Origin of the sequence: Caballeronia sp. AZ7_KS35 (assembly GCF_023631045.1) — a bacterium.
Classification (GTDB): domain Bacteria; phylum Pseudomonadota; class Gammaproteobacteria; order Burkholderiales; family Burkholderiaceae; genus Caballeronia; species Caballeronia zhejiangensis.
The window spans coordinates 1-24,943 of record NZ_JALQDV010000064.1 but is presented as its reverse complement, the minus strand read 5'-3'; the positions used below and the strand labels follow the sequence as shown (position 1 = coordinate 24,943).

Sequence of the window (24,943 nt, the reverse complement as noted above, 5' to 3'; positions counted from 1 at the left end):
TGGAGCGCGCACATCATCGAGCAACGCATCGACAACAAGATCATCCGGCCGAGCGCGAATTACACCGGTCCGGAGAACCTCGAGTTCGTCCCGCTGGCAAAGCGTGCGTAAAGCGCATCAGCCCTCTTTACGGTGATACGCGAGATCCGTGAAGAGCTTCGGCCCGTCGCCGCGCCGGCGGCGGGTTATTTTTGAAATCGGCGCCTAAAATAGCCCGGATTTCCAGTCGAAGGGGTCTTCCCCACAATACCTTTTGAGCATGGCGCGCGAAAGACCATGCCATGACCGAGACACGGCGATGAACACTGCAAACCGCAAACCCCTGCCCGGCACCACACTCGATTACTTCGACGCGCGCGCAGCCGTCGAAGCGATCGCGCCCGGCGCTTATGACAAGCTGCCCTACACCTCGCGCGTGCTCGCCGAGAATCTCGTGCGCCGCTGCGATCCGGCGATCCTCGAACAATCGCTGATGCAGCTCGTCGAACGCAAGCGCGAGCGCGATTTTCCGTGGTTTCCCGCGCGCGTCGTCTGCCACGACATTCTCGGACAGACCGCGCTCGTCGATCTCGCTGGCCTGCGCGACGCGATCGCGGACCAGGGTGGCGATCCCGCGAAGGTGAATCCGGTCGTGCCGGTGCAGCTCATCGTCGATCATTCGCTCGCGGTGGAATGCGGCGGCTTCGATCCGGATGCGTTCGCGAAGAATCGCGCGATCGAAGACCGGCGCAACGAAGATCGTTTCCATTTCATCAACTGGACGAAGAAGGCGTTCAAGAACGTCGATGTGATTCCGCCGGGCAACGGCATCATGCATCAGATCAATCTGGAGCGCATGTCGCCGGTGATTCACGCGGTCGATGGCATCGCGTATCCCGATACGCTCGTCGGCACCGACAGCCACACGCCGCACGTCGATGCGCTCGGCGTCATCGCGATCGGCGTCGGCGGGCTCGAAGCGGAGAACGTGATGCTCGGCCGCGCATCGTGGATGCGTCTGCCGGATATCGTCGGCGTCGAGCTGACGGGCAAGCGTCAGCCGGGCATCACGGCGACCGATATCGTGCTCGCGCTCACCGAATTCCTGCGCAAGGAAAAGGTCGTCGGCGCGTATCTCGAGTTCCATGGCGAAGGCGCGTCGAGCCTCACGCTCGGCGACCGCGCGACGATCTCGAACATGGCGCCCGAATACGGCGCGACCGCCGCGATGTTCCATATCGACGAGCAGACGATCGAGTATCTGCGTCTCACGGGCCGCGACGACAAGCAAGTGAGCCTCGTCGAGCATTACGCGAAAACCGCTGGCCTGTGGGCCGATTCGTTGACGCACGCGGAATACGAACGCGTGTTGCGCTTCGATCTGTCGACGGTCGTGCGCAACATGGCGGGTCCCTCGAATCCGCACAAGCGCCTGCCGGTGTCCGAACTGGCGACGCGCGGCATCGCGGGCAAATGGGAAGAAACGCCGGGGCAGATGCCGGACGGCGCGGTCATCATCGCGGCGATCACGAGTTGCACGAACACCAGCAATCCGCGCAACGTGATCGCGGCGGCGCTCATCGCGCGCAATGCGAATGCGCAAGGTCTCACGCGCAAGCCGTGGGTAAAGTCGTCGCTCGCGCCGGGCTCGAAAGCGGTCGAACTGTATCTGCAGGAATCCGGTCTGTTGCCCGATCTGGAAAAGCTCGGCTTCGGCATCGTCGCGTTCGCGTGCACGACGTGCAATGGCATGTCCGGCGCGCTCGACCCGGCGATCCAGCAGGAGATCATCGATCGCGATCTGTACGCGACCGCCGTGCTGTCCGGCAACCGCAATTTCGACGGCCGCATTCATCCGTACGCGAAGCAGGCGTTTCTCGCGTCGCCGCCGCTCGTCGTCGCGTATGCGATCGCGGGCACGATCCGTTTCGATATCGAACGCGATGCGCTCGGCATCGGCAAGAACGGCCAGCCCGTGTATCTGAAGGACATCTGGCCGAGCGATGAGGAAATCGACGCCATCGTCAAACAAAGCGTGAAGCCCGAGCAGTTCCGTCGCGTCTACGAACCGATGTTCGCGTTGACCGCGCAAAGCGGCGAAGCCATCAGCCCGCTCTACGACTGGCGCGCGCAAAGCACCTACATTCGCCGTCCGCCGTATTGGGAAGGCGCGCTTGCAGGCGCTCGCACGCTCAAGGGCATGCGCCCGCTCGCGGTGCTCGGCGACAACATCACGACGGACCATCTCTCGCCGTCCAACGCGATTCTCGCGAACAGCGCGGCCGGCGAATATCTCGCGAAAATGGGCTTGCCCGAAGAGGATTTCAATTCGTACGCGACGCATCGCGGCGATCATCTGACGGCGCAGCGCGCGACGTTCGCGAATCCGACGCTCATCAACGAAATGGCCATCGTCGATGGTCAACAGAAGAAAGGCTCGCTCGCGCGCATCGAACCCGAAGGCCGCGTCACGCGCATGTGGGAAGCCATCGAAACGTATATGGAGCGCAAGCAGCCGCTCATCATCGTCGCGGGTGCGGATTACGGACAAGGCTCGTCGCGCGACTGGGCCGCGAAGGGCGTGCGTCTCGCGGGCGTCGAAGCGATCGTCGCGGAAGGCTTCGAGCGCATTCATCGCACGAACCTGATCGGCATGGGCGTGCTGCCGCTCGAATTCAAGCCGGGCGAAAATCGGCAGACGTTCGGCATCGACGGCACCGAAACCTATGACGTCATCGGCGAGCGCAAGCCGCGTGCTGATCTCACGCTCGTCATCCATCGTGCGAACGGCGAACGCGTCGAAGTGAGCGTGACGTGCCGGCTCGACACGGCCGAGGAAGTCTCGATCTACGAAGCCGGCGGCGTGCTGCAACGCTTCGCGCAGGACTTCCTGGAGTCGTCGAAAGAAGCGGCCTGACATTCAATCAAGGATACGAATCACATGGCACACGCACCTCAGATCAAGATCGCCGCGACCTACATGCGCGGCGGCACCAGCAAGGGCGTTTTCTTTCGCCTGAACGATTTGCCCGAAGCGGCGCGCGTGCCCGGCCCCGCGCGCGATGCGCTCTTTCTGCGCGTGATCGGCAGCCCGGACCCGTATGGCAAGCAGATCGACGGCATGGGCGGCGCGACGTCGAGCACGAGCAAGACGGTCATCGTCTCGAAGAGCGCGCGCGCCGGACATGACGTCGACTATCTCTTCGGCCAGGTCGCCATCGACAAGCCATTCGTCGACTGGAGCGGCAATTGCGGCAATCTTTCGGCGGCGGTCGGTCCGTTCGCGATCACGAGCGGCCTCGTCGATCCCGACCGCGTTCCGGATAACGGCATTGCAATCGTGCGCATCTGGCAGGCGAACATCGGCAAGACGATCATCGCGCATGTGCCGATGACCAACGGCGCCGTCCAGGAAACGGGCGACTTCGAACTCGATGGCGTGACGTTCCCCGCCGCCGAAGTGCAGCTCGAATTTCTCGATCCCGCCGCCGAGGAAGAAGGCGCGGAAGGCGCGATGTTCCCGACCGGCAATCTCGTCGACGATCTGCACGTGCCCGGCGTCGGCACCTTCAAGGCGACGATGATCAACGCGGGCATTCCGACGATCTTCGTGAACGCGGAGGACATCGGCTACAAGGGCACCGAGCTTCAGGACGCGATCAACGGCGACGATGCCGCGTTGAAGCGCTTCGAAACCATTCGCGCATACGGCGCGCTGCGCATGGGGCTCATCAAGAGCCTCGATGAAATCGCCAAACGTCAGCACACGCCGAAGATCGCGTTCGTCGCGCGTCCGAAGGAATACGTCGCGTCGAGCGGCAAGCGCATCGGCGCGGACGATGTCGACGTGCTCGTGCGCGCGATGTCGATGGGCAAGCTGCATCACGCGATGATGGGCACGGCGGCGGTCGCCATCGGCACGGCGGCGGCGATTCCGGGCACGCTCGTCAATCTCGCGGCGGGCGGCGGCGAGCGTCAGTCGGTGCGCTTCGGGCATCCGTCGGGCACGTTGCGCGTCGGCGCTGAAGCCGTCGAGGCGAACGGCGAATGGCAAGTGAAGAAAGCGATCATGAGCCGCAGCGCGCGCGTACTGATGGAAGGCCGCGTGTCGGTTCCCGTCGTCGCGCTGGATTGAGTGTCGGGCGCGCGCCGACATCGCGCGATCGAACTGTCGTTCGGAGTACGCCGTTATGCGTCGATAAATTCGAGCGAAACCGATGACCGGCGCGCTCTGCTTCGCTTGGCACAACCTGTGCAAAAGATCGAATGGCGACTCGTCCGTCGCCATTCAATTACTTTTATTTTTGCCGGGAGACCTGCCATGACCACTCTGACCATCACCGACCTGCCGTGCGTCGAAACGATGCATCGCAATGCGATGTCCGCCATTCACGGCGGCATGCTGTATCTGACCAATCCCGATAGCAAGAAGCTTCCCGAGATGCCGAAGCTGCCCGATTCGTGGCCCGGCGCCGCGCTGCTGAAGGAGCTTCATCTTCCGCCGCCGCTGCCCGCGCTACCGTCCGCGCCTCCGCCGCTGGATCCGCGTCTGCTGTGAGCGGCCGACGATGTCGCACCGAGTTCGAGGTGCGACATCGATCGAGGCGCTTCTTACGTCGTCGATCACGCCGGACCTTCGCTTGAATCCTGTCGAAACAGGCACACCGTTTCATCTCTTCTCCTTTCAACGAGTCAACAACGAAGTACGCGCGCGGGCATGCCGCATGCGCAAGGGCTAAAAACCACGCGCATTCGGGAAGAGAAGCTATGTCCACTTCATCCGCCACTTCGAGACCTCCATCGAAATTCGCTCCGGCGATATTCGAATTGCTCGATCCCATTCCTTACGGGCTTTTTGTCGGCACGCTGATCTTCGACATCAGCTACGCCATCACGCGCAATGTGTTCTGGGGAAAAGGCGCGGCGTGGCTCGTGACGGCCGGTCTCATCATCGCCATCGTTCCGCGGCTGCTCAATCTCGGTCACGTATGGCTGCAAAAGCGGCGCGCGGTCTCGCGGATCGAACGAATCGATTTCTGGCTCAATCTGATCGCGATCGTCGCCGCTGTCGTCAACGCCTTCGTGCATAGCCGCGATGCCTACGCGATGGTTCCGGAGAACGTCATTCTCTCGGTCATCACCGTGGTGTTTCTGAGCATCGGTCATATCGCGATGGCCATGCACCGGCTCGTTCTCGCGGAGGCGGCTCATGAATAAGCGCATGATGATAGGCGCGCTCGCGATCGCATTCGCGGCATCGATGAGCGGATGCAACGAACACGCGCAGTACGATGCGCAACATCAGGCGGGCGAGAAGCCTCCACTGCCGGACGCACGCAACTTCTTCGCGCCGCCGATGCAGGTTCCCGAATACGTCGGCTGGCGCAACGGCGCGACGCCCAAGGTCGCGGAAGGATTGCGGATCGAAAAGATCGCGTCCGGTCTCGTGCATCCGCGTCAGGTCTACGCGCTGCCGAACGGCGATGTCCTCGTGGCCGAATCCAACAGCCCGAACGAGGAAGCGGTGACGACGCCCAAGCAACTCATCGCCGGATTGATCGCGAGCAAGTCGGGGAAAAAGGCGAAAGGCGCGAATCGCATCACGCTGTTGAGGAAAAGCGCGAGTGGCGAGTGGGAGCGGCATGTGTTCATCGATCAACTGCATTCGCCGTTCGGCATGCAACTGATCGGCGACACGCTCTATGTCGCGGATACCGACGCGATCCTCAAGTTTCCCTACAAGACGGGCGAAACGAGCATCGCCGAGCGCGGCGTCGAGCTGGCCGATCTTCCGGACACGATCAATCATCACTGGACCAAGGCCCTGCTCGCGAGCCCCGATGGCAAGAAGCTCTATGTCGGCGTCGGCTCGAACAGCAATGTCGGCGAGAACGGACTGGAGGTCGAATACCGGCGCGCCGACGTTCTCGAAGTCGACACGGCGACGGGCGCGAGCCGTATCTATGCGGCGGGCATTCGCAATCCGACCGGACTGCAATGGGAACCGAAGTCGAAGCAGCTCTGGGCAATTGCCAACGAACGCGATGAAATCGGTGCGGACCTCGTCCCCGACTATCTGACTTCAGTAAAAGAGAATGCGTTCTATGGCTGGCCGTATAGCTATTACGGACAGCACGTCGATTCACGCGCGCAGCCGCAGCGCCCCGATCTCGTCGCCCGCGCGATTCCGCCCGATTACGCTATCGGTTCGCACGTCGCGCCGCTCGGGCTGGCGTTCTATACCGGCGGCAATCTGCCGGCGCAATATCGGGGCGGCGCGTTCATCGGCGAACATGGCAGTTGGGATCGCTCGCCGCTGAGCGGTTATGTCGTGTCCTACGTCGCATTCGAAAACGGCAAGCCTGTCGGCGCGCCGAAAGATGTCGTGACCGGCTTCACATCGGCGGATCAGAAAGAGCTATACGGCGCACCCGTGGGCGTGGCGCAGGATCGCGACGGCGGCCTTCTCATCGCCGATGACGTCGGCAATGTCGTATGGCGCGTCACGGGAACAGGCGGATGATTCGCGCTTGAATATCCGGTACTTTTCAACGAATCGAAACGCGCGCAGTCGATGCCGACCCGCGCGCGTTCATCGTCTATAGTGAGAGATCAAACCTCGGAGGCACCATGATCTTCTCAAGGCGTCATGTTCTGGCCGGCGGAATCCTGACTGCAGTCCTGCTTACCATTCCAGTAGCTCACGCTCAACTCGGCAATCTGCTCAATCAAGGTAAAGAGAGCAGCAGCGGCGGCGCACTCGGCAACTTGAGCGGCCTGACCGGAGGCTTATCGATGGGTTCGCTCACGTCGGGCAGCACGAGCAATGTCGCGGGCGTTATCGAATATTGCGTCAAGAACAACTATCTCGGCGGCAGTGCGTCATCCGTCAAGGACGGGCTGATGAGCAAGCTCGGCGGCTCGGCTTCCAGCGATTCAGGCTATACGAACGGCGCGAAAGGCATTCTGGATAGCGGCAACGGCAAGCAGCTCGACTTGAGCGGTGCGGGGCTGAAGGAGCAAGTCACCAAGCAGGTCTGCGACAAGATTCTCGCTCAGGGAAAATCCTTTCTGTAGCGATGTTTTCTTGCCGCCGTGAGCGTGCCTGATCGAAGACTTCGCTTCAGGCCTCGTCGCCGAACAGCGCGGCTTGCGCGGCGGCTTTGGTCGTCTTCGTGGCGCGCGTGTCGGCGAGAAAATCATCGCGATTCTTTCCGACGATCCATTGCGGCGCGCGGCCGCGTCCGCTCCACGTCGCGCCGCCGATGGGATCGCGATACTTCGCTTCCCTGACCGGTTCCTGCGCTTTCGGCTTGCTGCCTGACAGCTCTTCCAGACTGATGCCGTACTGGCGCATCTTCTGCACGATTTCGATCAGCACCTGGCGCGTTTCGCGTTCCTTCGCTTCGGCCAGTTGCTTGTTCAGCGCGTCCTGTTTCGCCAGGAGTTCTGTGATTTCCGGTGTTGTGTAAGCCATTTCCTGATTCAATGTATGTGTATCGACAGCTCGCCGCATTGCCCTTGCGCCGATTCAGCCCGCCCAGCTTGTTCTGCACGGACGTCAACGCTTTGATGTTGCGACCGTGCCCGCCCTTGATAACGGGTCGAAAAATTCGAGCATGGGGAGAATACGCCAGTACAAAGCGCGGAGCATTCTGAAGGCGACGCGAAGCCGGGGAAAATCTTGCGCATCGCTCGTCGTGGATAGCTCTTTCGCTCTTTGCACTCCTTCCGCGATTACCGGCGTCGCCAGTGACGAGAAAGCACTGGCTATTGAGTTCGTTTTCGAGAGTGACGATCCGGCAGTACGCCGGTCGGCTTTGAAGAAAGTGGTTGGCCGTGGCAAAGGCCAGTCACCATCCCTATCCATTTCAATGCCTCGAGTTGAACAAAAAATCGCCTGGCTCAGACATTACCACAATGAACTGGCCGCATCGCATGTTTGTGACCGTTTGATGAAGCGATTTCCGCCTGTTGCGTGTACGCCGCCCGTGCTTTACGAGCTTGCCGAGTGAGTAAGGTTCTGTATTAGCATACACAGCTAATCAGGCTCTGCCCGATTCGATGGCGCGTGAAGCGCGTCGAGAATACCTGGAAGTAAAAGGGAGACCGGTTTGAAGAAACGCGCCACCGTGATCTGTCGCAGAGGCAAGCGCATCCTTCTTGTCGCCCGCAGTCAGTCGAAGTGGGCCTTGCCGGGCGGAATACTCAAACGTGGAGAACATCTTTCGGATGCCGCACTGCGCGAGCTTCGGGAAGAAACGCGGTTATCGGGAAAGTCGGCCAAATATCTTTTCGACTTTCGCGGCAAGCAGAAACACCATCACGTATTTTCCTGCGCAGTCCCGAATCGGGCAAAAGCTCGCCCGAGTAACGAAATATCCAAATGCCGCTGGGTTCATCTGGACGACATCGCGCGCCTGATAACCAGCGCGCCGACAAGCGATATAGTCAAACTTATGAATCAGCGACGCAGAAAGTAATCGTCAAGAGCGGATATACGCCTATTGATCGGCGACTTCCACGCGATTACGTCCGCTTCGCTTCGCACGATACAGCGCTGCATCGGCGAGCCCGTATGCGATGTCGAAGCCGGTTCCCGCCGCATTATTGCTGATGCCGAAGCTCGCCGTGATGCGTCGATCCACCGGCTCGACGACCAGCGTATCGCTGATCGCCTCACGCATGCGCTCGGCGAGCAGCGCGGCGCTGTGCGGTTCATGTCCGGGCAACAGCACGGTGAATTCCTCGCCGCCCACGCGTCCGATGAAACCCTGATCGCCCACGATGCGCCGCAGGCAATCGACGACGCCGAGAATCACCGCATCGCCGGTGGGATGCCCGAAGTCATCGTTGATCCGCTTGAACTCGTCGATATCGAGCACGATCATCGCCGCGCTCGTCGAGCGCAGCGCTTTCGTGGCCTGCTCGATGACGGCGCTGCGGTTCAGCACGCCCGTCAGCGCATCGTGCGACGCGCGATGCGCCAATTGCTGCGCGAGCGTCTGCATCTCGCGCTCCGCGCGGTCGCTGCGCCCGATCAGACGCCGCGTTTCGCGCATGAGGCGCTCGAAATGATCGATGAGTTCCCCCAACGACCGGCGATATTCCGCGGCGCCGGCATCGGGCGCCGCGTGCATCGCGCGCGCCTTGTCCAGCGCCGCACTTTCGTTCTGGAATAGATCCGGCGTCGGATCGTCGGACGATGTCGATGGCATGCCTACCGTCCCGGATGAGCGATGAGACGGTCGGTGAATTCGATCGCGCGGAAATCGGCCTTCAGTTCTTCGCCGAACTCGGCGATGGTCTCGTCTTCCTCGTCGTGATACCAGTTCATCAATACGCGGCTGCCCGATTGCGCTGCCTGATCGAGCGCGTCGAACATGCTGAACAGCATCTTGGTGCTCGAGCTATTGAAGTAAGTCAGCGCGACGTCGATCGTGACGACGGCTCCGGCATGCTCGGCAAGATACTTGCGCATCTGCTCGATGACGGGCGCATAGAACGCGGCCGCATTCTCGGGATAGGACTCGCCCTTGAGCGACAACGCGTGCTGATCGAAACGCAAATCGACCTCGGGCGATGTCGTCGTGGCGGCAATATAAAAGTTATCCATGTTCTCGTGCCTTCCTGCTCAGATGATGGCCATAAGGCAAAACAGCGTGGTTCCGGGTTCGTCGGCACGCGGATGAAAAGCGAATTCGAGCGGCGCGCTCGCATCGCGCGCCATCGTCAGAAAACCCAGGCCGGCGCCTTTGCTGTCTTCGGGTGTATCCGAACGCAGCGATAGCTTGTACGCCTGCCTTATCTCTTCGAGCGACATGTTGCGAAGCGGCTCGAGCTTGTTACGCAGGCTTTCCACTTCGGCGGTCGCCATCGGATTGACGCATAACATGACGTGATGTTCGCCGTCCATCGAGATGCATACCGCGCCCTCGCGTATCGCGCCTTCGTCTTCGCTGCCCTGCAAAAGCGCATTCGACGAGTAATGAACGATGTTCTGCGAAAGCTCGACAAACGAAGAGAAGAGCTTGCGGCGCGTCGGACCGCTCACGCCGGCGACTTCCAGTTGCAGCTTCACGACTTCGCCCATGGCCGCGACGATGTTATGCGAGAAATATCCCTTGTGATAGAAGAGAACATTGCGTCGCTGCGCCAGATCGAAAAAGGCGCTGTCCTGATCGAGTAGTTGAGACATGCTTTGAATTGACTAGATACGGGCACAAAAGAACGTGACATCGTCGCGGCGCGGCTGCACGCCTTGCCAATGCGCGAGCGCCTGCCGAACGTGCTCGCAGATCGTCCATGGCGACTCGCCGCGATGTGCGTGGATCACATCGAGAATGCGGCGCCGGCCGAAGGAAATGTTTCGCGGGCCGCCGATCTGATCCGTCAGCCCGTCGGTGCAAATGAAGATCAGGCTGCCGGCCGGAGCCGCAATCGCGCGCAGATTCCACGCGTAGTCCGCGCGGCTGTCGACATAACCTACGCCCATGCGATCGGCCGCGATGGTTTGAAACTCCGCCGCATCGGGCGGGAGAATATGCAGCGCGACGCGCGCGCCCGCGAAATGCAGCACGTTTTCCGAAGCATCGAGCCAGAAAAACGCGGTGTCGAGTCCGTCGTTCGATTGATGCCCGGCGGCATCGCCGTTCACTTGCCCCAGCAAGCCCTTGACGTTGCGATTGACCGCCGCGAGCAACGCAGCCGGATCGCGCGGACCGATCTGCTCGATCGCCTTCGACAGCGACGCCGAAGCAAGCAAGGTCATGAACGCGCCGGGAACGCCGTGACCGGTGCAATCGGCCACCGCACCGAACCAGCCATGCGGGAACGCCGCGAAATGATAGAAGTCGCCGCCGACGACATCGCGCGGTTCCCAGACCATCGCGACATCGCGAAGCTGCGTCGACAATGTGTCGTCGGATGCGCGCAGCATGGCGCGCTGTATCACGCTCGCATATTCGATGCTCTGCATGATCTGGCGGTTCTTCTCCGCCTGCATTTGCGCGACCGCGCTCACGAGTTCGAGGCCGCTGCCCACGCCGGAGAACCGTCCGCCGCGCGTGACGATGAAACCATCGACGAGCGCCTTTTCGCCGGCATCGACGGTTCTGAATGCGAGGGTTTCGATGCTCACGTCCGCTTCGACGATCAGCGGCTCCTTGTCCATGAACGCGATGCAACTCTTCTTGTCGTAAAGCTCGCGATGAAAAGGCTTGCTCATCTGCGACATGAAGATATCGCGGTTGATCAGCCCAATTGGGCGCAATCCTTCGATCACGGCCAGGCTTCCCATGTCGCGGCGCGCGGAGAAGATTTCCATCACCAGTGCATTGGAGCCCTCCGCGTCGACAAAGGGGACTTCCCTGCAAAGATCGCCGGCAGTACGAAGATCTCTCTGCCCGGAAAAACCGCGAAAGCTCGAGAACGCTGAGTGCATGACAACGCTGGCCGATGTATGAAGAAACAGTGCACGCTAAGGCTTCTTCATGAACTTTCGGTGACAAGACGCAGCGTCATTCGCCTCATTGTTGCGAAAGCGTTAAAGCGGCCAGATGCAAACGTTTGCCGCCTGTTCCGCGCTGAAACACGCTGATTTTTTGTTTTCAGGCCCGGCGTTCGTGATAGATCGCGAGCCATACGGTCGGCTCGACGGCATGCGTCCATGCGACGCGATGCCTGCAATGCGGTTCGATCAGCACATGATCGCCGGGACGCATTTCGAGCAGCGTCGAATCGTCTTCGAATTCGAGCGCGGCCGCGCCCGACAGCAGCACGACCCATTCGACGCGCGAGTCGTCGTACCAGAATCCTTCGGGGCTCGCGTGCCCCATGGACACGATCCGCTCCACGTTCAGACGCTCTCCGGTGACGAGCATGTCGACACGCTCCTCATTGCCGCGCTTCGCTTCGAAGCTGAAAAGATTACCAGTCTGGATTTGCATGGCTCGACCTCGGTATTGAAACGAACTTGCCGTTCTATCGTGCCCGAGATACGCCGATCGAGCGATCGGAAAAAATACGCGAGTCGAATGGGCGTCGAATTGGCTTCGCACATTCGTGCTAGCCTGAAAGACGGATCTTTTCATCGCGAGGAGTGGCGCGTGCAGATTTCCGATCCGACATCGCTGTCCCGGCTGGAGCAGATTCCGGAGTCCGCCTTCGATCTCATCGTCATTGGCGCGTCGGCGGGCGGGCACATGGCCACGGCCAGTCTTGTCGACGGCCTGCCGAAAGATTTGCCGCTCACGGTCGTGCTGATGATGCACCTGCCGCCCGAAGCAACACTATGGGTCTTCGAACGACTCGCGTATCCGGTCGAATGGATCACCGCCGGCTCGCGCATCGGCGGGCGCAGGCTGATGGTCGCCCCGCCGCACGCCTTCGTGGAATTGCTGCCGGACGGTTCCTTCGTGCTGTCGCCGTGTCCCGGCGGCGCGATCGAACGGCCGATCGACCGGCTCTTCGAATCCGTTGCGCGCAGCTTCGGCCCGCGAGCGATCGGCGCGATCCTGACGGGCCTCGGCCGCGACGGTTCGGTGGGCGCGAACGCGTTGCGCGCCGCCGGCTGCCGCCTGATCGTGCAGAGTCAGGCGAGCGCGGAATATCCGCAAATGCCCGCAGCCGCCATCGCCACGGGCGCGGCGGACATGGTGGTGCCGCTCGACGACATCGGTCAGGTCGTCGGCGAGATCGTCTGCGGAACGCCCCAGCCGCGCATGCGCTCGGAGCTGCGCGCCATCAACCGCACGTTCGGCGATGCCGGCGAGATCGCGCATCTGGCGCGAGAGATCGACTGGTGCCGCACGCCGCTCGGATGCGTGCTCGGCTGGCCTGCCGAACTGCAGCTTACCGTACGCACCGCCATCGATTCACCGCAGGCGATGTCGATCCTGTGGGGCTCCGATCTGATTCAGATCTACAACGACCGCTGGCGCGTCTTCCTCGGCGCGAAGCATCCGCTCGCCCTCGGCCGGCCCGCGCACGAGACGTGGCCGGAGGTCTGGACGGACGTGCTCGGACCCATCGCCAAGGGCGTTCTGACTCACGGCGAGGCGGTCGCGGGCGAAGATTTCCCGATCATGATCGACCGGCACGGCTTCGTGGAGGAAGTTTTCGTCACGTTCTCGTACTCGCCCATCCGCGATGTGCAAGGCCGCGTGCTCGGCGTGCAGAACACGGGCTGGGAGACGACGCGCAACGTCGTCGCCGAACGCCGCACGCGCGCATTGCACACGCTCGCGAAGGCGCTTGCCGACGCCCTGTCGCGACGCGAAGCCTGCGAACGCGCCGCCGCCGCGCTCGCCAGCGCGCCGGCGGATTTGCCGTTCGCCCTGATCTATCTGTTCGACGAAACGGGCCAGCAGGCGAGCCTTGCGGGAGCGGCCGGTCTCGAGGCCGGCTGCGCGGCTGCGCCCTACACGCTCTCGATGAACGTCCGCGACGACGGAAGCTGGCCGATGTCCGCGGCGTTGGCGGCTTCGAGATCCGGCGTGCTGACGGGCTTCGCCGTCGACGATCTCGACTGCCGCTTTCCCGGTCTCGAGGCGCCTGTCACGGCGCCCCGGCGCAGCCAGCGCCCGACGCGCGCGCTGATCATGCCGCTCGGCACCGCGACGCGAGCCCGGCCGCTCGGCGTCCTGATTCTCGGTCTCAGCCCGCATCGGCCTCAGGACGAAGCGCACGCGCACTTCATCGATCTCGTCGTTCAGCAAGTCAGCGCGGGAATCGGCGACGCGCTCGCCAATGAACTGGAGCGCGAGCGGCTGGCGCGGCTCGCCGAAATCGATCGCACGAAGACCGAGTTCTTTTCAAATGTGAGCCACGAATTCCGCACGCCGCTCACGATGATGCTCGCGCCGCTCGACGAGCTGCTCCGCCAGCATCCGTCGCTGCCGGAGAAGGCCGCCGCGAACGTCGTGGTCGCGTCGCGCAATGCACGCCGCCTCTTGCGGCTCGTGAACAGCCTGCTCGATTTCTCGGCCATCGATGTTCAGGGACGGCCCGCCGTCGCGCCGATCAATCTCGGCCGGCTCACCGCTGATATCGTCAGCGCGTTTTCCGGCGCGATCAAGGCGGCGGGACTCGATTGCCGCGTCGCCATCGACATGGACATGCCGCCCGTGCCGGTCAACGTCGAAATGTGGGAGAAGATCGTCTCGAACCTCATTTCGAACGCACTCAAGTTCACGTTCGAAGGCCATATCAGCGTTCGCCTCAAGGCGATCAGGCTGCATGCGGAACTGGAAGTCATCGATACCGGCGTCGGCATTCCGGCGTCGGAGCTGCCGAACGTCTTCACGCGCTTTCATCGCGTGCAGAAATCCCGCGCGCGCACGGCGGAAGGCGCGGGCATCGGTCTCGCGATCGTGAAGGATCTCGTGCAGCGTCTGGGCGGGCAAGTGTCCGTGCGCAGCGAGGAGCATTCTGGCACCACGTTCCAGGTCTGGATTCCGCTGACTTCGCGCCTCGAAACGATCGAGCGCCCGGACCTGAGCGGGCGCGAGCCGGCGCTCGCCGCACTGCTGGCCGATGAAGCGGCGCGCTGGCTTCGGCCGAACGGATCGCTCGAGGACGATGACCTCGTCGAGTTGAGCGCGGCCACGGGACCGAAACGCGGCCGCGTGCTGGTCGTCGACGACAATGCGGATGTTCGCGAGCATCTGCAACGTCTGCTCGGCGCGCGCTGGGAAGTGGACGTCGCGCCCGACGGCACGCTCGCGCTTGCTCAGGCGCATCGGCACCGGCCCGAGCTGATCCTCGCGGATGTCATGATGCCCGGCATGGACGGCTTCGCTCTATTGCGCGCGATACGCGAGGACGATGCGCTCAGGGACACGCCTGTCATCCTTCTCACGGCCTACGCCGGCGAAGACTCCCCGATCAAGGGGCTCAAGGCCGGCGCGGACGACTATGTCGCGAAGCCGTTTTCCGCGCGCGAGCTGCTGGCGCGCGTCGAAGGGCAGATCGAGCTGTCACGCTCGCGCTTACGCACGCGGGAAGTCAACGCGTTTCTGGTGCGCTTCTCGAACGCGGCGCGCGATCTGACCGATCCGCAAAGCATGATGCACCTGGCTTGCCGGATGGTCGCGGGGCAACTGGACACCGAGCAGGTCGAGTGGCTGCCGATCGAAGGTCGCGCGACCTGTGAGCCATTCGCGTCGGCGTACGAGCGAGGCCAGTCGGTCGTCATCGGCGATACGCAGGCCGATCCGCGTCTGTCCGCGACGATCAGGCAGAGCCTTGCCGAAGACGGCATCGGCGCGGCTGTTTTCGTCCCGGTGATGGCCGAAGGCCGCTTGCGCGGGCTTCTTCGCGTGACGCAACGCACGTCCCGCCGCTGGATGCCGGAGATGGTCGCGCTGGTCGAAGGCGTTGCGGGCCGTTGTTGGGCCGAGGTCGAGCGCGCCCGTTCGGCGGACGCGCTGCGCGACGCGCTAGAACACGAATCCGCGCTGCTCATGGAACTGAGGCGCCGGGTACGCGGCATCATCGCCGAGATCATCTCGATCAACGCGCGCACCGCCGATGGCGCGGGAAGCGTCGAACGCCATGCGTCGCTCATGAACGGACGGCTGCAAGCGCTCGCGCGCATCGAGCAAGCACTTGCCGATGGACTGAACGTCGAAGTGGATCTGCACGACATCGTGCGTCTCGAGATCGATGCGCTGGGCGAAACGAACGGCAAGTTCGATATCGACGGAGAGCATGCCGCGCTTTCATCGGAAGCCGCCGAGACGATGACGATGATCGTCCACGAGCTCGTCTTCAACGCACTGGAATACGGCGCGCTTTCGGCGGATGGCGGAGTCGTGACGATTCGCTGGGCGCGCGTCGACCGAAGCGGCGCGACGTGGCTCTGCTTCGACTGGACCGAACATGGCGGGCCCGTGCTCGACGCGTCGGCGAACGTTCGACGACGCGGCTTCGGCACGGAGATGATCGAACGCAAGGTCGCCGACGAGCTCAATGGAAGCGGCCGGCTGGAGATCGGGCGGAACGGCGCGCGATGTCACATCGAGTTTCCGCTGGGCGACATGCGCGGCCGGCCGTGAACGTTACATGAGGCTTCCCCACTCGTAGTCCACCTTGTCGGGATGCAGCGCGAACATGCCAGCGCCCGGCGTGAACGTCAGCTCGCCGAAGTAAATCCGGTCTTTCGCATCGTACAGATCGACGCGCACGAATTCGAAATCGCTCGACAGCTTTCGCGCGATCGAAACGAGCGCATCCAGATTCGCCGGTCGCGGAGCCGGAGTCGGGCTGCGCGGATAGTGGCCCATGCCGATATCGAGAAGATTCCAGTCCGCGTCGTACATGTCGCCGCGCGGGCTTCCGAAACGATCCGAAATAACGAGGATGAATATCTTCGGATCGCCCGACTGCTTGTTGAAGACATGAAACTTCAGATCCGGCGGGACCTTTCCATCTTCTCCGGTAAGAAGTGCCTCGAAGAAAATGCGCCGCTCGATGGTTCGGTAATGTCGTTCGCGTGCAATCGCATAAAAGTCGGTCGATAACCAGCTTTTCGCCATTGCATCGAGTTTCTCGAATGACGTTTCGTTCTTGTCGCGCACGACATGCACGAATCCGCTGCCGTGATTCGCCTTCATGACGAAGGATTGGGGAAGCGCATCGAAAACGCTTCTCGTGAAATCGGATGGTTCAGCAACCAGCGGCACGAGATACTCGCTGCCGATCTTTTCCGCAACGTATTCACGTACTTTCAGCTTGTCGCTGAGGTCGCCGAAGCGTGGATCAGGTTCGAGGCAGCGCCGCAGGATTTTTTCATTGAATGTCGTCGGATTGCGCAGCTTTGGAAATCGTCCGATCCGGCGACGATGATAAATGGTCAAGTACAGGTTATCGGGCAACCAGTCCCTTACGCTGTGAAACAACGTCTTCGAGAGAGTCATTTACTCCCCTCCTTTATTCTGTCCGTCAGACGAAACCCCGTCCGCCCCTTTCTCCGGCCGCGCGTTAAATGCGAACCGAATTTCGCCGCGGCGCTGTTCCATTTGCCGTCGGCACTTCATCGAAACCTTGATTTTCTGCTGAATCGTGGACTGCACGTATGTACGCGAACGCACACACCCGAAAACCACGGTGTCAGAACACGTTTCCAAAAGTTGCTTTGCTTGCGACGACATTTCTTCGACGTTAAATTTCCTCGGGTCGGCGAATCAGATAACCGGACCGGTTTCTCTCTTTGATGAGTCGCTGGACTTCACCGACGCAAGTCAGACCATAACGCATCCGGTCGATAGACGAGCGTCGTAGCGACAGGCGTCAACATTTGCGTCAATCGTATCGAGACCGTCTCCACGAGCAAGCGCGTTTCTTGCATCGAGAGCGGCTCGCGATGCTTCCGATGCCGGATGCACGCCACGCATGCGTCGCGCATGCGGCCGCAGTGCAACCCGCAACACCTTCAGAAATCCTTAGGGGCGGAGTCGACACATGCTCAAAGAGAAACAGATGAACACGCGCTGGATGACAAGCGCACTCGCGGCCGCAGCGCTCGCATTGCTCGCCGCTTGCGGTGGCGGCGGCGGTTCGGGCAACGGATCGAGCTCGGGCGAAGGCGGCGCGAGCGCACCCTCCGGCGCGAGCGCGCCTTCGACGACGACCGGCACGCCGACGCTCGCCGCCGCGACTGCAGTCGTCGATGGTACGACGATCGGCGCATCGCAATGGAGCGACGGCTCGACATCGACGGGCGGCACCGGCCAGGCCGTCGCCAATCTGAACTGCACGGTCGCCGGCAATAAATACAGCTATTCACATCTGTCGATTTATCAAAACGGTAAGCAACTCTCGTTGCCGGCGAACGTCGGATACGTGAAGCCGACCATGGCGAAGCAGACGGGTTGCGTGTATCCGGTCCACACCGTCGATGCCTCGGGCAAGATCCGCATGGACGTGACATCGAATGCGTCTTACACGCTCGGGCAGTTCTTCTCCGTCTGGGGTCAGCCGCTCAGCACGACCAACGTGGCGGGCCTCACGGGCAATGTGACCGCGTGGGTGAACACGGGCGGCACGCTCACCAAATACACCGGCGATCTTTCGAGCCTCGTGCTGCCGGACAAGGGCGAAGTGACGCTCGTCATCGGCGCGACGCCGACGCAGATCGCGACCTATACGTGGACCGATCCGCCGCCGTTCACGTCGACGGTGACGACGCTCAGCTACGGCGGCCTGGTGGGCAATCTGTACTTTACCGATGGCAATACGGCGACGGGCGGCACCGGCGCGCCGGTCGATGGCCTGATCTGCGCGGCGGGCATGGCCGAGACGTTCCACGTTCACTCGCACGTCGCCATCTTCAAGGACGGGCAGTGGCTCGCGTTCCCGAAGAATGTCGGCATCTTGTCTTCGTGTAACTATGAAACGCACACGCATGACAACACCGGCATCATTCATATCGAAACGCCGAACTTCAAGGACTTCACGCTCGGCCAGGTATTCGATGTCTGGGGCATGCCGCTTTCGAGCACGAACGTTGCGGGCATCACCGGCGACATCGTCGTCTATATCAACGATAACGGCGACGTGCGGCGCTACACGGGCGATCCGCGCAACATTCCGCTGACGTCCCTGCGGGATATCACGTTCCAGATCGGCAAGCCTTTGGCCACGCTTCCGACTTATTCGTGGTACGAGCCGCAGTAACGACAGCATGAACGCCGCGGTTCAGGCCGCGGCGTTCGATCACTGCCCGCATTCCTCTTTCTTTCAATACCCAATGTCATCGGCGTCTATGTTCGGCACCACATTGAACGCCGGTGCACAAGCTGCTATGTTTTCCGCATCGCAGTCGAGCCGAAATGCGCTCGCGCGAGTATCTGTCATGGCAGAGACAAGCACGGCTCGACGATTCTTTAAACACGACGTTAGCTCGCCGTCGAGTATGATGATTTCAATACCTGCCTTGTCTTCCGGGGTTTTTCCGTCGTTTGACCGATCGTCGAACCCTGGGAGCGTTACGCTCTGCCGTGTCTTTGCATAGGCTTTTCCAAGGGGACTTCGTCGTCGTGAAGATACTGATCGTGAACACACTCTATTTTCCGGATGAACCCGGAGGGGCCGAAGTATCTACGCGACTACTGGCCGAGGGTCTGGTCAGGGCAGGCATCGAAGTCTGTGTGGTCTGCGCGACCGGATCGGGTGTCGACCATGTGGACAACGTGAATGGTGTGAAGGTCTATCGGCTTCGCTCGGTCAATCTTTACTGGCCGCATCTGCGCGAGAAGCACGGCCGCGTCGCCAAGCTGATCTGGCATGCCATCGATGTCTATAACGTCATCATGTCGCGCAAGCTCGCGAGCATCATCGCGCGTGAAAAGCCGGACGTGATCAGCACCAGCAATCTGTCTTGCCTCTCTGTCGATATCTGGCGTCTCGCACGCAATGCCGGCGTGCCGATCGTGCATACGGCGCGCGATTACTATCTGATGTGTCCGACCGCGATCATGTTCTCGCATTCGAAGCCATGCCAGCGGCAGTGCGGCGTGTGCTCGGTGTATGCGCAGCCCAAGCGCATCGCGTCGGCGCGCGTCGCGGTCGCTGTCGGCGTGAGTCGCTTCGTGTTGCAAAAGCATCTGGAAAGCGGCTACTTTTCGCGTGCGTCGCGCACGGCGGTCATCTATAACGCGTGCGAATCGCTCGAAACTTCGGATGCGCCGCCGCGCACGCGCCGCTATACAGGTGGCCCCGTGCGACTCGGCATACTCGGGCGCGTGTCGCGGGAGAAAGGGCTGGAATTGCTGCTCGAGCAATTGCTCGCGGACGATACGCTGCAATGGACGCTAGCCGTAGGCGGCCATGCGGATGCCGATTATCTTCAGGCGCTCAGGTCGAAGTACGACGATCCGCGCATCGAATATCTCGGCCGCGTGAAGTCCGACGCGTTCTACGACAGCATCGACATTCTCGTGGTGCCATCGATCTGGAATGAACCGTTCGGGAGGGTCACGGTCGAAGCGTATTCGCACGGCGTGCCGGTCGTCGGTGCAAACACGGGCGGCATTCCCGAAGTCATCGAGCCGCGCACGAATCTGGTGTTCGACATCGCGCAGCCCTCTTCGATCATCGGCAAGCTGCATGAAGCGGTGGCGTTGCTCGACGACCCGCGCGTGCACGAGCGTTTCCGCGAATATGCGCGGCGCTTCAACGTCGATGCGATGGTCGAGTCATATCGCGCGCTGTATGAAAGCGTGCTCGAAGAACAGGCGCTGCCACGCGCCGTATGTCCGTAACCTTGCCACGGTCCATATCGTTTCTGCTGCTGGCCACAAGGTAAAAATCGGGCTATCGATTCATAAGGAAGACGCAAAGCATGTAGGCAGCACGCAAATTGAAAAAACGCGATACCCCTTGCTTTCATGGGGTAAACTGGGCCGCACACCTTGCAGGATCAAAGTTCAGCTCGAACGACCGCACTCGATTTCCAATCCTGTCGTCGATCGGATCGAGGTGACGCGGCGCCAACTGTCAGCCATCAGCTCATACGCTGTAGAACCGGAGCCGCGACACATGAAGGGTCATCCGCCCCGTCACATCATCGGCAAGCGCTCAACAAGCTACGGCGCGCGCGAAGACTTTCGCACCGCCAAGCCGCCGGCTCGTAGTGATCTGCATCCTGTCCATACGCCGTGAAAGTACTGATCGCGAACACGTTATATTTTCCAGACGAGGTCGGCGGCGCCGAAGTTGCGACGCGACTCCTTGCCGATGGCCTCATCAAGGCAGGCATAGAGGTTTGCGTGGTCTGCGCGACCGGCACAGGCGACGATCGCAATGAAGTCGTCAACGGCGCGAAGGTCTATCGTCTGCGTTCGACCAATCTCTATTGGCCGCATGCGCCTGGCGAGCATTCCCGCGTCGCCAAGCTGATCTGGCACGCGATCGACGTGCGCAACACGTCGATGACGCGAAAGCTCGCCGAGATCATCGAGCGCGAGAAGCCGGACATCATTCATACTGCCAACCTCTCGTGTCTTTCCGTCGATGCATGGCGCGTCGCCAACAACGCGGGCGTGCCTATCGTACATACAATCCACGATTACTATCTGTTGTGCCCGACGGCGAGCATGCTCACGGCCGGCAAGCCCTGCGCGAGTCAGTGCGGCGTGTGCTCGCTGTATGCGAAGCCGAAGCAGATCGCATCCGCGCAGGTCAGCGTTGCGGTCGGCGTCAGCGATTTCGTCTTGCAGAAGCATCTCGAGAGCGGTTTTTTCTCGCGTGCGGCAAAGACGACCGTCATCAACAATTGCTATCAGCCGGCCATGGATTCCGTCGCGGCACAGCATTCGAGACAAGATGGAAACGCTCCATTGCGACTCGGCATGCTCGGGCGCGTGCTGCCTGAAAAGGGCGTCGAGTTGCTGCTGGAACAACTGCTCGCAGACCGGACGCTCGACTGGACGCTCTCGATCGGCGGCACCGGAGATCAGGACTTCGTCGATTCGGTCAAGACGAAATACGCGGACCCGCGCGTGACTTTCCTCGGACGGGTCGATCCTTCGGATTTCCTGAGCAGCATCGATATTCTGGTGGTGCCGTCCGTGTGGAACGAACCGTTCGGGCTGGTCGTCCTCGAAGCGTATTCGCATGGCGTGCCCGTCGTCGGATCGAATATGGGCGGCATTCCCGAGATCATCGAGCCGCGTTCGAATCTCCTGTTCGACGTCGGCCGGCCCGAGACGTTGATCGACAAAATTCACGAGGCAACCGCCTTGCTCGACGATCCTTCTACGCGCGACCGGCTGCGTCAGCATGCGCGCAAATTCAGTCTCGATGCGATGATCCGCTCCTACGTCGAACTGTACGAAGGAATGGTCTGCCTCGAAGATCGAAAGCCGTGGCTCGCGACAGGACGTGAGGCGAATTGAGCCGCGGATGTTTCATGGCGGGTCTTCGCGCATCAAAACGACATGCTGTAAGCGCGGTCTTCGTCTTCGACGTTACGCATGCGGCGTTCGAGATCGGCAAGATCGCCTGACGACGCGAGATAAGCGCTGTGCGAAGGCATGTCGGTACGGGAAACCAGCTTGCCGAGAAGATGCGAAAGCAGTGCGAACATGATGTGCTCCTTGTCGTGTAGGAGGCGGCGTTTGCCGTATCGCTTCACCGCCTGACGCAGCGCGCATGACGTTCGTTCGTCGAACCTGCTTCACATGCATCGCCGATGTGAAGCAGGTTACTTCCCGTGAATTAGCTTCGAATGAGTGCTTTCATTCAAGCCTTCGCGTAAATCGAGCTTCCGAGCGTCAGTGTCGTGCCGCCACTCGCTGACGCAAAGCGGATCTCATAGAGATCGCGACCGAAGTTACCAGGCACCTTGACCGACATGCCGCCGCGATCGTCCGAAAGCGGCACGAAGAGTTGATAGCGAAGGTCCGTGTTGCCGTACAGCACATAACCCGGCAGTTCGGGCAACGTGGTCAGGTAAGCCGGTTCGTTTCCATCGATGACGATCGGCACGGCCGTTGGCGAATCGTTCGTCAGGGTCCATTGCGTGTCTAAACGCTGCTGCCATGCGGTGTCGAGCGGCGTGAGCGCGGCGAGTTGCTGACCGACCGGCAGCGTGAGATACGCGTAACCCGCGCCTGGCACCACACGCTTCATCAGATAGCGATAGCTGTACGCGTGGCCGTTCTCATCGGTTCCGGAAGCGACCGTGAAGCGATACGAGGCGCTATCGCTATTGCTCCACCACCATCCGTCACTGCGATACTGGTATGCGCCAAGCTGCGTCCACGTACGCTTCTTTCCATCCCACTGGTTCAATTGCAGGCTGCCGTCCGGATTCGCGATCACCTGGAATGGCGAGTCGGAATTGCCGTAGATACCGCCAGCCGTGACGATGTTCGGCGCCGATGCCGCCGATGGCGCCGTCGTGCTGATCTTGGCCGGCAGCGAGGCGATCGAGCCGTCCTCTTTCAGCGCGGAGAGCACGAGCGATTCGGCGATCTTGCGAGCGTCGTAGCCCGAATTGCCCGTGATCATCAGCGCGAGTTGCGCCTGTGGCACGACAAAGAACTCGCTCGAATAGAAGGCCGTTCCGCCGTCCTTTTCCCATCCGAGGACGCCTGCTGCATCGAGCGCCGGTTGCCTGATGGAGTCCCAGCCGAGTCCCCATTTCCATTCGGGCGACGGATTAATCAGGAGCCCGGTAGTTTGATCCGTGCCCATCTGCGCGATGCCCGCCGCCGATACTACGCGCTGCCCCTGAAACATGCCGCCGCCGATGATCATCTGCGCCAGATTCATCATGTCGCCGGGCGTCGAGCTCAACCCGCCCGTCGCATAGGCGTTGACGAATTCCTGATACTGCGTGCCGTTCGCAAACGGATACGAGAACGAGCCGCTGCTCGGCACGCTCGTTAGATAGCTGGAGTTCGTCATCTTCAGCGGCGCAAGGATGTTCGCTTCCACGAAGCTTGCGAAGCTCTGCCCTGTCATCGCGAGGACGATCTGCTCGATCATCGTGAAGCCGTCGTTGCAATACACGGCAAGCTCGCCGGGGTAATGCTTCAGATGCGTATTCGCGAGTTCGGCTTGCGTATCGGCTGCGTAGCCGGGAACCGGCGCGAACGTGAAGAGATTGCGCGAATTCGTGCCCGGCAGTCCCGACGAATGCGAGAGCAACTGGCGCGTCGTGATCTTCGCGTACTCGGGCGAGAGCATCGTGAATGTCGGGAGATAACGGACGATCGGCGTATCGAGCGTGATCAGTCCGCGATCCTGAAGGATCGTCGCTGCGAGCGCCGCAAACAGCTTGCTGACGGAGCCGATGTTGAAACGCGTCTGGGTCGTCGCCTTGGTTTGGTTCGGCACCGACGATACGCCGAACGCCTGCTGCCAGAACACGTTGCTGCCCTTGAGCATGGCCACCGATATTGCCGCGACGGGCTGCGTCGGATTGCCGATGGCCTGCTGGATTGCCTGCTGCCCCATGGCGACGGTTTGAGGATAGGACTGGGAGTCGGCGTTATCGCTGCCGCAGCCCGGAAGAAGTGTCGCGAGCATTCCGGCGCCGGCCATGCCGAGGAACTGCCGACGGCCGGTGCTCGCTATATTCGGGCTGAAGATTGAAGGGGCGCGGGTACGGTTCGATCGGGGCACGACGTCTCTCCTTGTTGTTATCTGCAAGGCGTACTCTGTGCGGCTCGTTCCTTTTGCGCTCGATTATAGGCATGAAAATCGCGCAATCGAGCGAAGTTTCCGCTACGCGGGTGGATGCGGCAGTGTCGCCACTAATGCGAATGAATCTCGTTGTCGGCTCGTCATCGCCGAACGTCTATTCTGAGTGTGTGGCAATGCGACCAGGCGGGAGACGGTATGCAAGGCGATCCGAAAGTGATTGACTACCTCAATGCCGAGCTGAAGAACGAACTGACGGCCGTGCATCAGTATCTTTTGCACGCGCGTCTCTATCAGCATTGGGGATTTGAAGAACTCGGCGCGCACGAATACGACGAGTCGATGGACGAGTTGACGCATGCTGACAAGCTGATCGAGCGAATCCTCATGCTCGATGGACTGCCGAATTTGCAGGATCTTCATGCGTTGGCCATTGGCAAGCAGACGCTCGAAGCTCTGCAGAACGACCTCAAGCTCGAGCAGGCGGCCCAAGCGCAATGCAAGGAGGGGATCGTCTATTGCGAATCGGTGCGGGACTTTGTCTCAAGAGGGATCCTGGTCGAACTGCTCGACGCTACCGAGGATCACATCGATTGGCTGGAGATTCAGATCGGCCTCATCGACAAAATCGGCATCGAGAATTATCAGCAATCGGCTATTCGCAAGCTGGCGTGAGATGCTTTGAAAGTCCCAACGCAAAAACCCCACCTTTTTGGGGTGGGGTTTTTGTTTGGAGCATGAGGAGCCTGACGATTACCTACTTTCACACGGGTATCCGCACTATCATCGGCGTGGAGTCGTTTCACGGTCC

At 61.2% G+C, this 24,943-nt stretch carries 23 protein-coding genes; 14 read left to right on the top strand and 9 right to left on the bottom strand.

Annotated features, from left to right (window positions below; genetic code table 11):
• Positions 1 to 298 precede the first annotated feature (298 nt).
• From acnD to NCT05_RS34305, 6 genes are all read left to right on the top strand, one after another.
• A complete protein-coding gene (gene acnD, locus NCT05_RS34330) occupies positions 299 to 2,896 on the top strand; it encodes a Fe/S-dependent 2-methylisocitrate dehydratase AcnD (protein WP_250504427.1) in 2,598 nt (865 codons plus the stop codon).
• Between the two features lie 24 nt (positions 2,897 to 2,920).
• Entirely contained in the window at positions 2,921 to 4,114 is a 1,194-nt protein-coding gene (gene prpF / locus NCT05_RS34325; RefSeq protein ID WP_008345875.1) for a 2-methylaconitate cis-trans isomerase PrpF, read from the top strand.
• Between the two features lie 186 nt (positions 4,115 to 4,300).
• Positions 4,301 to 4,537, top strand: coding sequence for a hypothetical protein (locus tag NCT05_RS34320; protein ID WP_008345877.1), 237 nt, complete (start codon positions 4,301 to 4,303; stop codon positions 4,535 to 4,537).
• Between the two features lie 209 nt (positions 4,538 to 4,746).
• Positions 4,747 to 5,196: a DUF2231 domain-containing protein gene (locus tag NCT05_RS34315; protein WP_175982217.1), complete on the top strand. Its 450-nt coding sequence runs from the start codon at positions 4,747 to 4,749 to the stop codon at positions 5,194 to 5,196.
• The gene (locus tag NCT05_RS34310; protein ID WP_250504423.1) at positions 5,189 to 6,502 is read left to right on the top strand and encodes a PQQ-dependent sugar dehydrogenase; all 1,314 of its coding nucleotides are present in this window, start codon (positions 5,189 to 5,191) and stop codon (positions 6,500 to 6,502) included. The genes NCT05_RS34315 and NCT05_RS34310 overlap by 8 nt, the downstream gene beginning before the upstream one ends.
• 107 nt (positions 6,503 to 6,609) lie before the next feature.
• Positions 6,610 to 7,056 carry a YjjA family protein gene (locus NCT05_RS34305; RefSeq protein WP_250504422.1) on the top strand — a complete coding sequence of 149 codons (447 nt, stop codon included), beginning with the start codon at positions 6,610 to 6,612 and terminating at the stop codon, positions 7,054 to 7,056.
• Between the two features lie 46 nt (positions 7,057 to 7,102).
• On the opposite strand, the gene NCT05_RS34300 is transcribed toward NCT05_RS34305, so the two are convergent.
• Positions 7,103 to 7,456, bottom strand: a complete 354-nt coding sequence (locus NCT05_RS34300) for an H-NS histone family protein (RefSeq protein ID WP_008345885.1) — start codon at positions 7,454 to 7,456, stop codon at positions 7,103 to 7,105.
• Between the two features lie 223 nt (positions 7,457 to 7,679).
• Here NCT05_RS34300 and NCT05_RS37130 point away from each other — a divergent pair, with 223 nt between their 5' ends.
• Entirely contained in the window at positions 7,680 to 7,994 is a 315-nt protein-coding gene (locus tag NCT05_RS37130) for a hypothetical protein (protein WP_160172912.1), read from the top strand.
• Between the two features lie 99 nt (positions 7,995 to 8,093).
• Positions 8,094 to 8,462, top strand: coding sequence for an NUDIX hydrolase (locus tag NCT05_RS34290; protein WP_008345887.1), 369 nt, complete (start codon positions 8,094 to 8,096; stop codon positions 8,460 to 8,462).
• Positions 8,463 to 8,483: 21 nt separating this feature from the next.
• Here the strand turns inward: NCT05_RS34290 and NCT05_RS34285 are convergent, their stop codons facing one another.
• From NCT05_RS34285 to NCT05_RS34265, 5 genes are all read right to left on the bottom strand, one after another.
• The gene (locus tag NCT05_RS34285) at positions 8,484 to 9,197 is read right to left on the bottom strand and encodes a GGDEF domain-containing protein (protein ID WP_008345888.1); all 714 of its coding nucleotides are present in this window, start codon (positions 9,195 to 9,197) and stop codon (positions 8,484 to 8,486) included.
• Between the two features lie 2 nt (positions 9,198 to 9,199).
• Positions 9,200 to 9,595 carry a DUF1987 domain-containing protein gene (locus NCT05_RS34280; RefSeq protein WP_008345890.1) on the bottom strand — a complete coding sequence of 132 codons (396 nt, stop codon included), beginning with the start codon at positions 9,593 to 9,595 and terminating at the stop codon, positions 9,200 to 9,202.
• A gap of 18 nt (positions 9,596 to 9,613) precedes the next feature.
• The gene (locus tag NCT05_RS34275; RefSeq protein ID WP_250504421.1) at positions 9,614 to 10,177 is read right to left on the bottom strand and encodes a SiaB family protein kinase; all 564 of its coding nucleotides are present in this window, start codon (positions 10,175 to 10,177) and stop codon (positions 9,614 to 9,616) included.
• Between the two features lie 12 nt (positions 10,178 to 10,189).
• A complete protein-coding gene (locus NCT05_RS34270; RefSeq protein ID WP_250437800.1) occupies positions 10,190 to 11,305 on the bottom strand; it encodes a SpoIIE family protein phosphatase in 1,116 nt (371 codons plus the stop codon).
• A gap of 283 nt (positions 11,306 to 11,588) precedes the next feature.
• A complete protein-coding gene (locus NCT05_RS34265) occupies positions 11,589 to 11,927 on the bottom strand; it encodes a cupin domain-containing protein (RefSeq protein WP_250504420.1) in 339 nt (112 codons plus the stop codon).
• Positions 11,928 to 12,086: 159 nt separating this feature from the next.
• On the opposite strand from NCT05_RS34265, the gene NCT05_RS34260 reads away from it, so the two are divergent.
• Entirely contained in the window at positions 12,087 to 16,037 is a 3,951-nt protein-coding gene (locus NCT05_RS34260) for a chemotaxis protein CheB (RefSeq protein WP_250504418.1), read from the top strand.
• 3 nt (positions 16,038 to 16,040) lie between these two features.
• Here NCT05_RS34260 and NCT05_RS34255 read toward each other — a convergent pair whose 3' ends face one another.
• Entirely contained in the window at positions 16,041 to 16,682 is a 642-nt protein-coding gene (locus tag NCT05_RS34255; protein WP_235366241.1) for an ATP-grasp fold amidoligase family protein, read from the bottom strand.
• Here NCT05_RS34255 and NCT05_RS37125 point away from each other — a divergent pair.
• The 4 genes from NCT05_RS37125 (at position 16,581) to NCT05_RS34235 (ending at position 21,878) form a co-directional block, all read left to right on the top strand.
• Complete coding sequence (locus tag NCT05_RS37125) at positions 16,581 to 17,195, top strand: hypothetical protein (protein ID WP_250504428.1); 615 nt, start codon at positions 16,581 to 16,583, stop codon at positions 17,193 to 17,195. The two genes, NCT05_RS34255 and NCT05_RS37125, sit on opposite strands and share 102 nt — an antisense overlap.
• Positions 17,196 to 17,442: 247 nt before the next feature.
• Positions 17,443 to 18,657 carry a hypothetical protein gene (locus NCT05_RS34245; RefSeq protein WP_250504417.1) on the top strand — a complete coding sequence of 405 codons (1,215 nt, stop codon included), beginning with the start codon at positions 17,443 to 17,445 and terminating at the stop codon, positions 18,655 to 18,657.
• Between the two features lie 377 nt (positions 18,658 to 19,034).
• Positions 19,035 to 20,243 carry a glycosyltransferase family 4 protein gene (locus tag NCT05_RS34240; RefSeq protein ID WP_250504416.1) on the top strand — a complete coding sequence of 403 codons (1,209 nt, stop codon included), beginning with the start codon at positions 19,035 to 19,037 and terminating at the stop codon, positions 20,241 to 20,243.
• Between the two features lie 396 nt (positions 20,244 to 20,639).
• Positions 20,640 to 21,878, top strand: coding sequence for a glycosyltransferase family 4 protein (locus NCT05_RS34235; RefSeq protein ID WP_250504415.1), 1,239 nt, complete (start codon positions 20,640 to 20,642; stop codon positions 21,876 to 21,878).
• 32 nt (positions 21,879 to 21,910) lie between these two features.
• Here NCT05_RS34235 and NCT05_RS34230 read toward each other — a convergent pair whose 3' ends face one another.
• Entirely contained in the window at positions 21,911 to 22,069 is a 159-nt protein-coding gene (locus NCT05_RS34230; protein WP_008345908.1) for a DUF3563 family protein, read from the bottom strand.
• 155 nt (positions 22,070 to 22,224) lie between these two features.
• Positions 22,225 to 24,018 (bottom strand): serine hydrolase domain-containing protein, encoded by a 1,794-nt coding sequence (locus NCT05_RS34225; RefSeq protein WP_250437797.1) that lies wholly within the window; start codon positions 24,016 to 24,018, stop codon positions 22,225 to 22,227.
• Positions 24,019 to 24,330: 312 nt separating this feature from the next.
• On the opposite strand from NCT05_RS34225, the gene bfr reads away from it, so the two are divergent.
• Entirely contained in the window at positions 24,331 to 24,807 is a 477-nt protein-coding gene (bfr, locus tag NCT05_RS34220) for a bacterioferritin (RefSeq protein ID WP_250437796.1), read from the top strand.
• Positions 24,808 to 24,943 lie beyond the last annotated feature (136 nt).

Excerpts from the sequence above, each read along its gene's own strand:
- NCT05_RS34270 (WP_250437800.1), bottom strand. The coding sequence starts at position 11,305 with ATGGAAATCTTCTCCGCGCGCCGCGACATGGGAAGCCTGGCCGTGATC.
- NCT05_RS34315 (WP_175982217.1), top strand. The coding sequence starts at position 4,747 with ATGTCCACTTCATCCGCCACTTCGAGACCTCCATCGAAATTCGCTCCG.
- NCT05_RS34285 (WP_008345888.1), bottom strand. The coding sequence starts at position 9,197 with ATGCCATCGACATCGTCCGACGATCCGACGCCGGATCTATTCCAGAAC.
- NCT05_RS34245 (WP_250504417.1), top strand. The coding sequence starts at position 17,443 with ATGCTCAAAGAGAAACAGATGAACACGCGCTGGATGACAAGCGCACTC.
- NCT05_RS34230 (WP_008345908.1), bottom strand. The coding sequence starts at position 22,069 with ATGTTCGCACTGCTTTCGCATCTTCTCGGCAAGCTGGTTTCCCGTACC.
- NCT05_RS34310 (WP_250504423.1), top strand. The coding sequence starts at position 5,189 with ATGAATAAGCGCATGATGATAGGCGCGCTCGCGATCGCATTCGCGGCA.
- NCT05_RS34225 (WP_250437797.1), bottom strand. The coding sequence starts at position 24,018 with ATGCTCGCGACACTTCTTCCGGGCTGCGGCAGCGATAACGCCGACTCC.
- NCT05_RS34280 (WP_008345890.1), bottom strand. The coding sequence starts at position 9,595 with ATGGATAACTTTTATATTGCCGCCACGACGACATCGCCCGAGGTCGAT.
- NCT05_RS34300 (WP_008345885.1), bottom strand. The coding sequence starts at position 7,456 with ATGGCTTACACAACACCGGAAATCACAGAACTCCTGGCGAAACAGGAC.
- NCT05_RS34265 (WP_250504420.1), bottom strand. The coding sequence starts at position 11,927 with ATGCAAATCCAGACTGGTAATCTTTTCAGCTTCGAAGCGAAGCGCGGC.
- acnD (WP_250504427.1), top strand. The coding sequence starts at position 299 with ATGAACACTGCAAACCGCAAACCCCTGCCCGGCACCACACTCGATTAC.
- bfr (WP_250437796.1), top strand. The coding sequence starts at position 24,331 with ATGCAAGGCGATCCGAAAGTGATTGACTACCTCAATGCCGAGCTGAAG.
- NCT05_RS34275 (WP_250504421.1), bottom strand. The coding sequence starts at position 10,177 with ATGTCTCAACTACTCGATCAGGACAGCGCCTTTTTCGATCTGGCGCAG.
- NCT05_RS34305 (WP_250504422.1), top strand. The coding sequence starts at position 6,610 with ATGATCTTCTCAAGGCGTCATGTTCTGGCCGGCGGAATCCTGACTGCA.
- prpF (WP_008345875.1), top strand. The coding sequence starts at position 2,921 with ATGGCACACGCACCTCAGATCAAGATCGCCGCGACCTACATGCGCGGC.
- NCT05_RS34320 (WP_008345877.1), top strand. The coding sequence starts at position 4,301 with ATGACCACTCTGACCATCACCGACCTGCCGTGCGTCGAAACGATGCAT.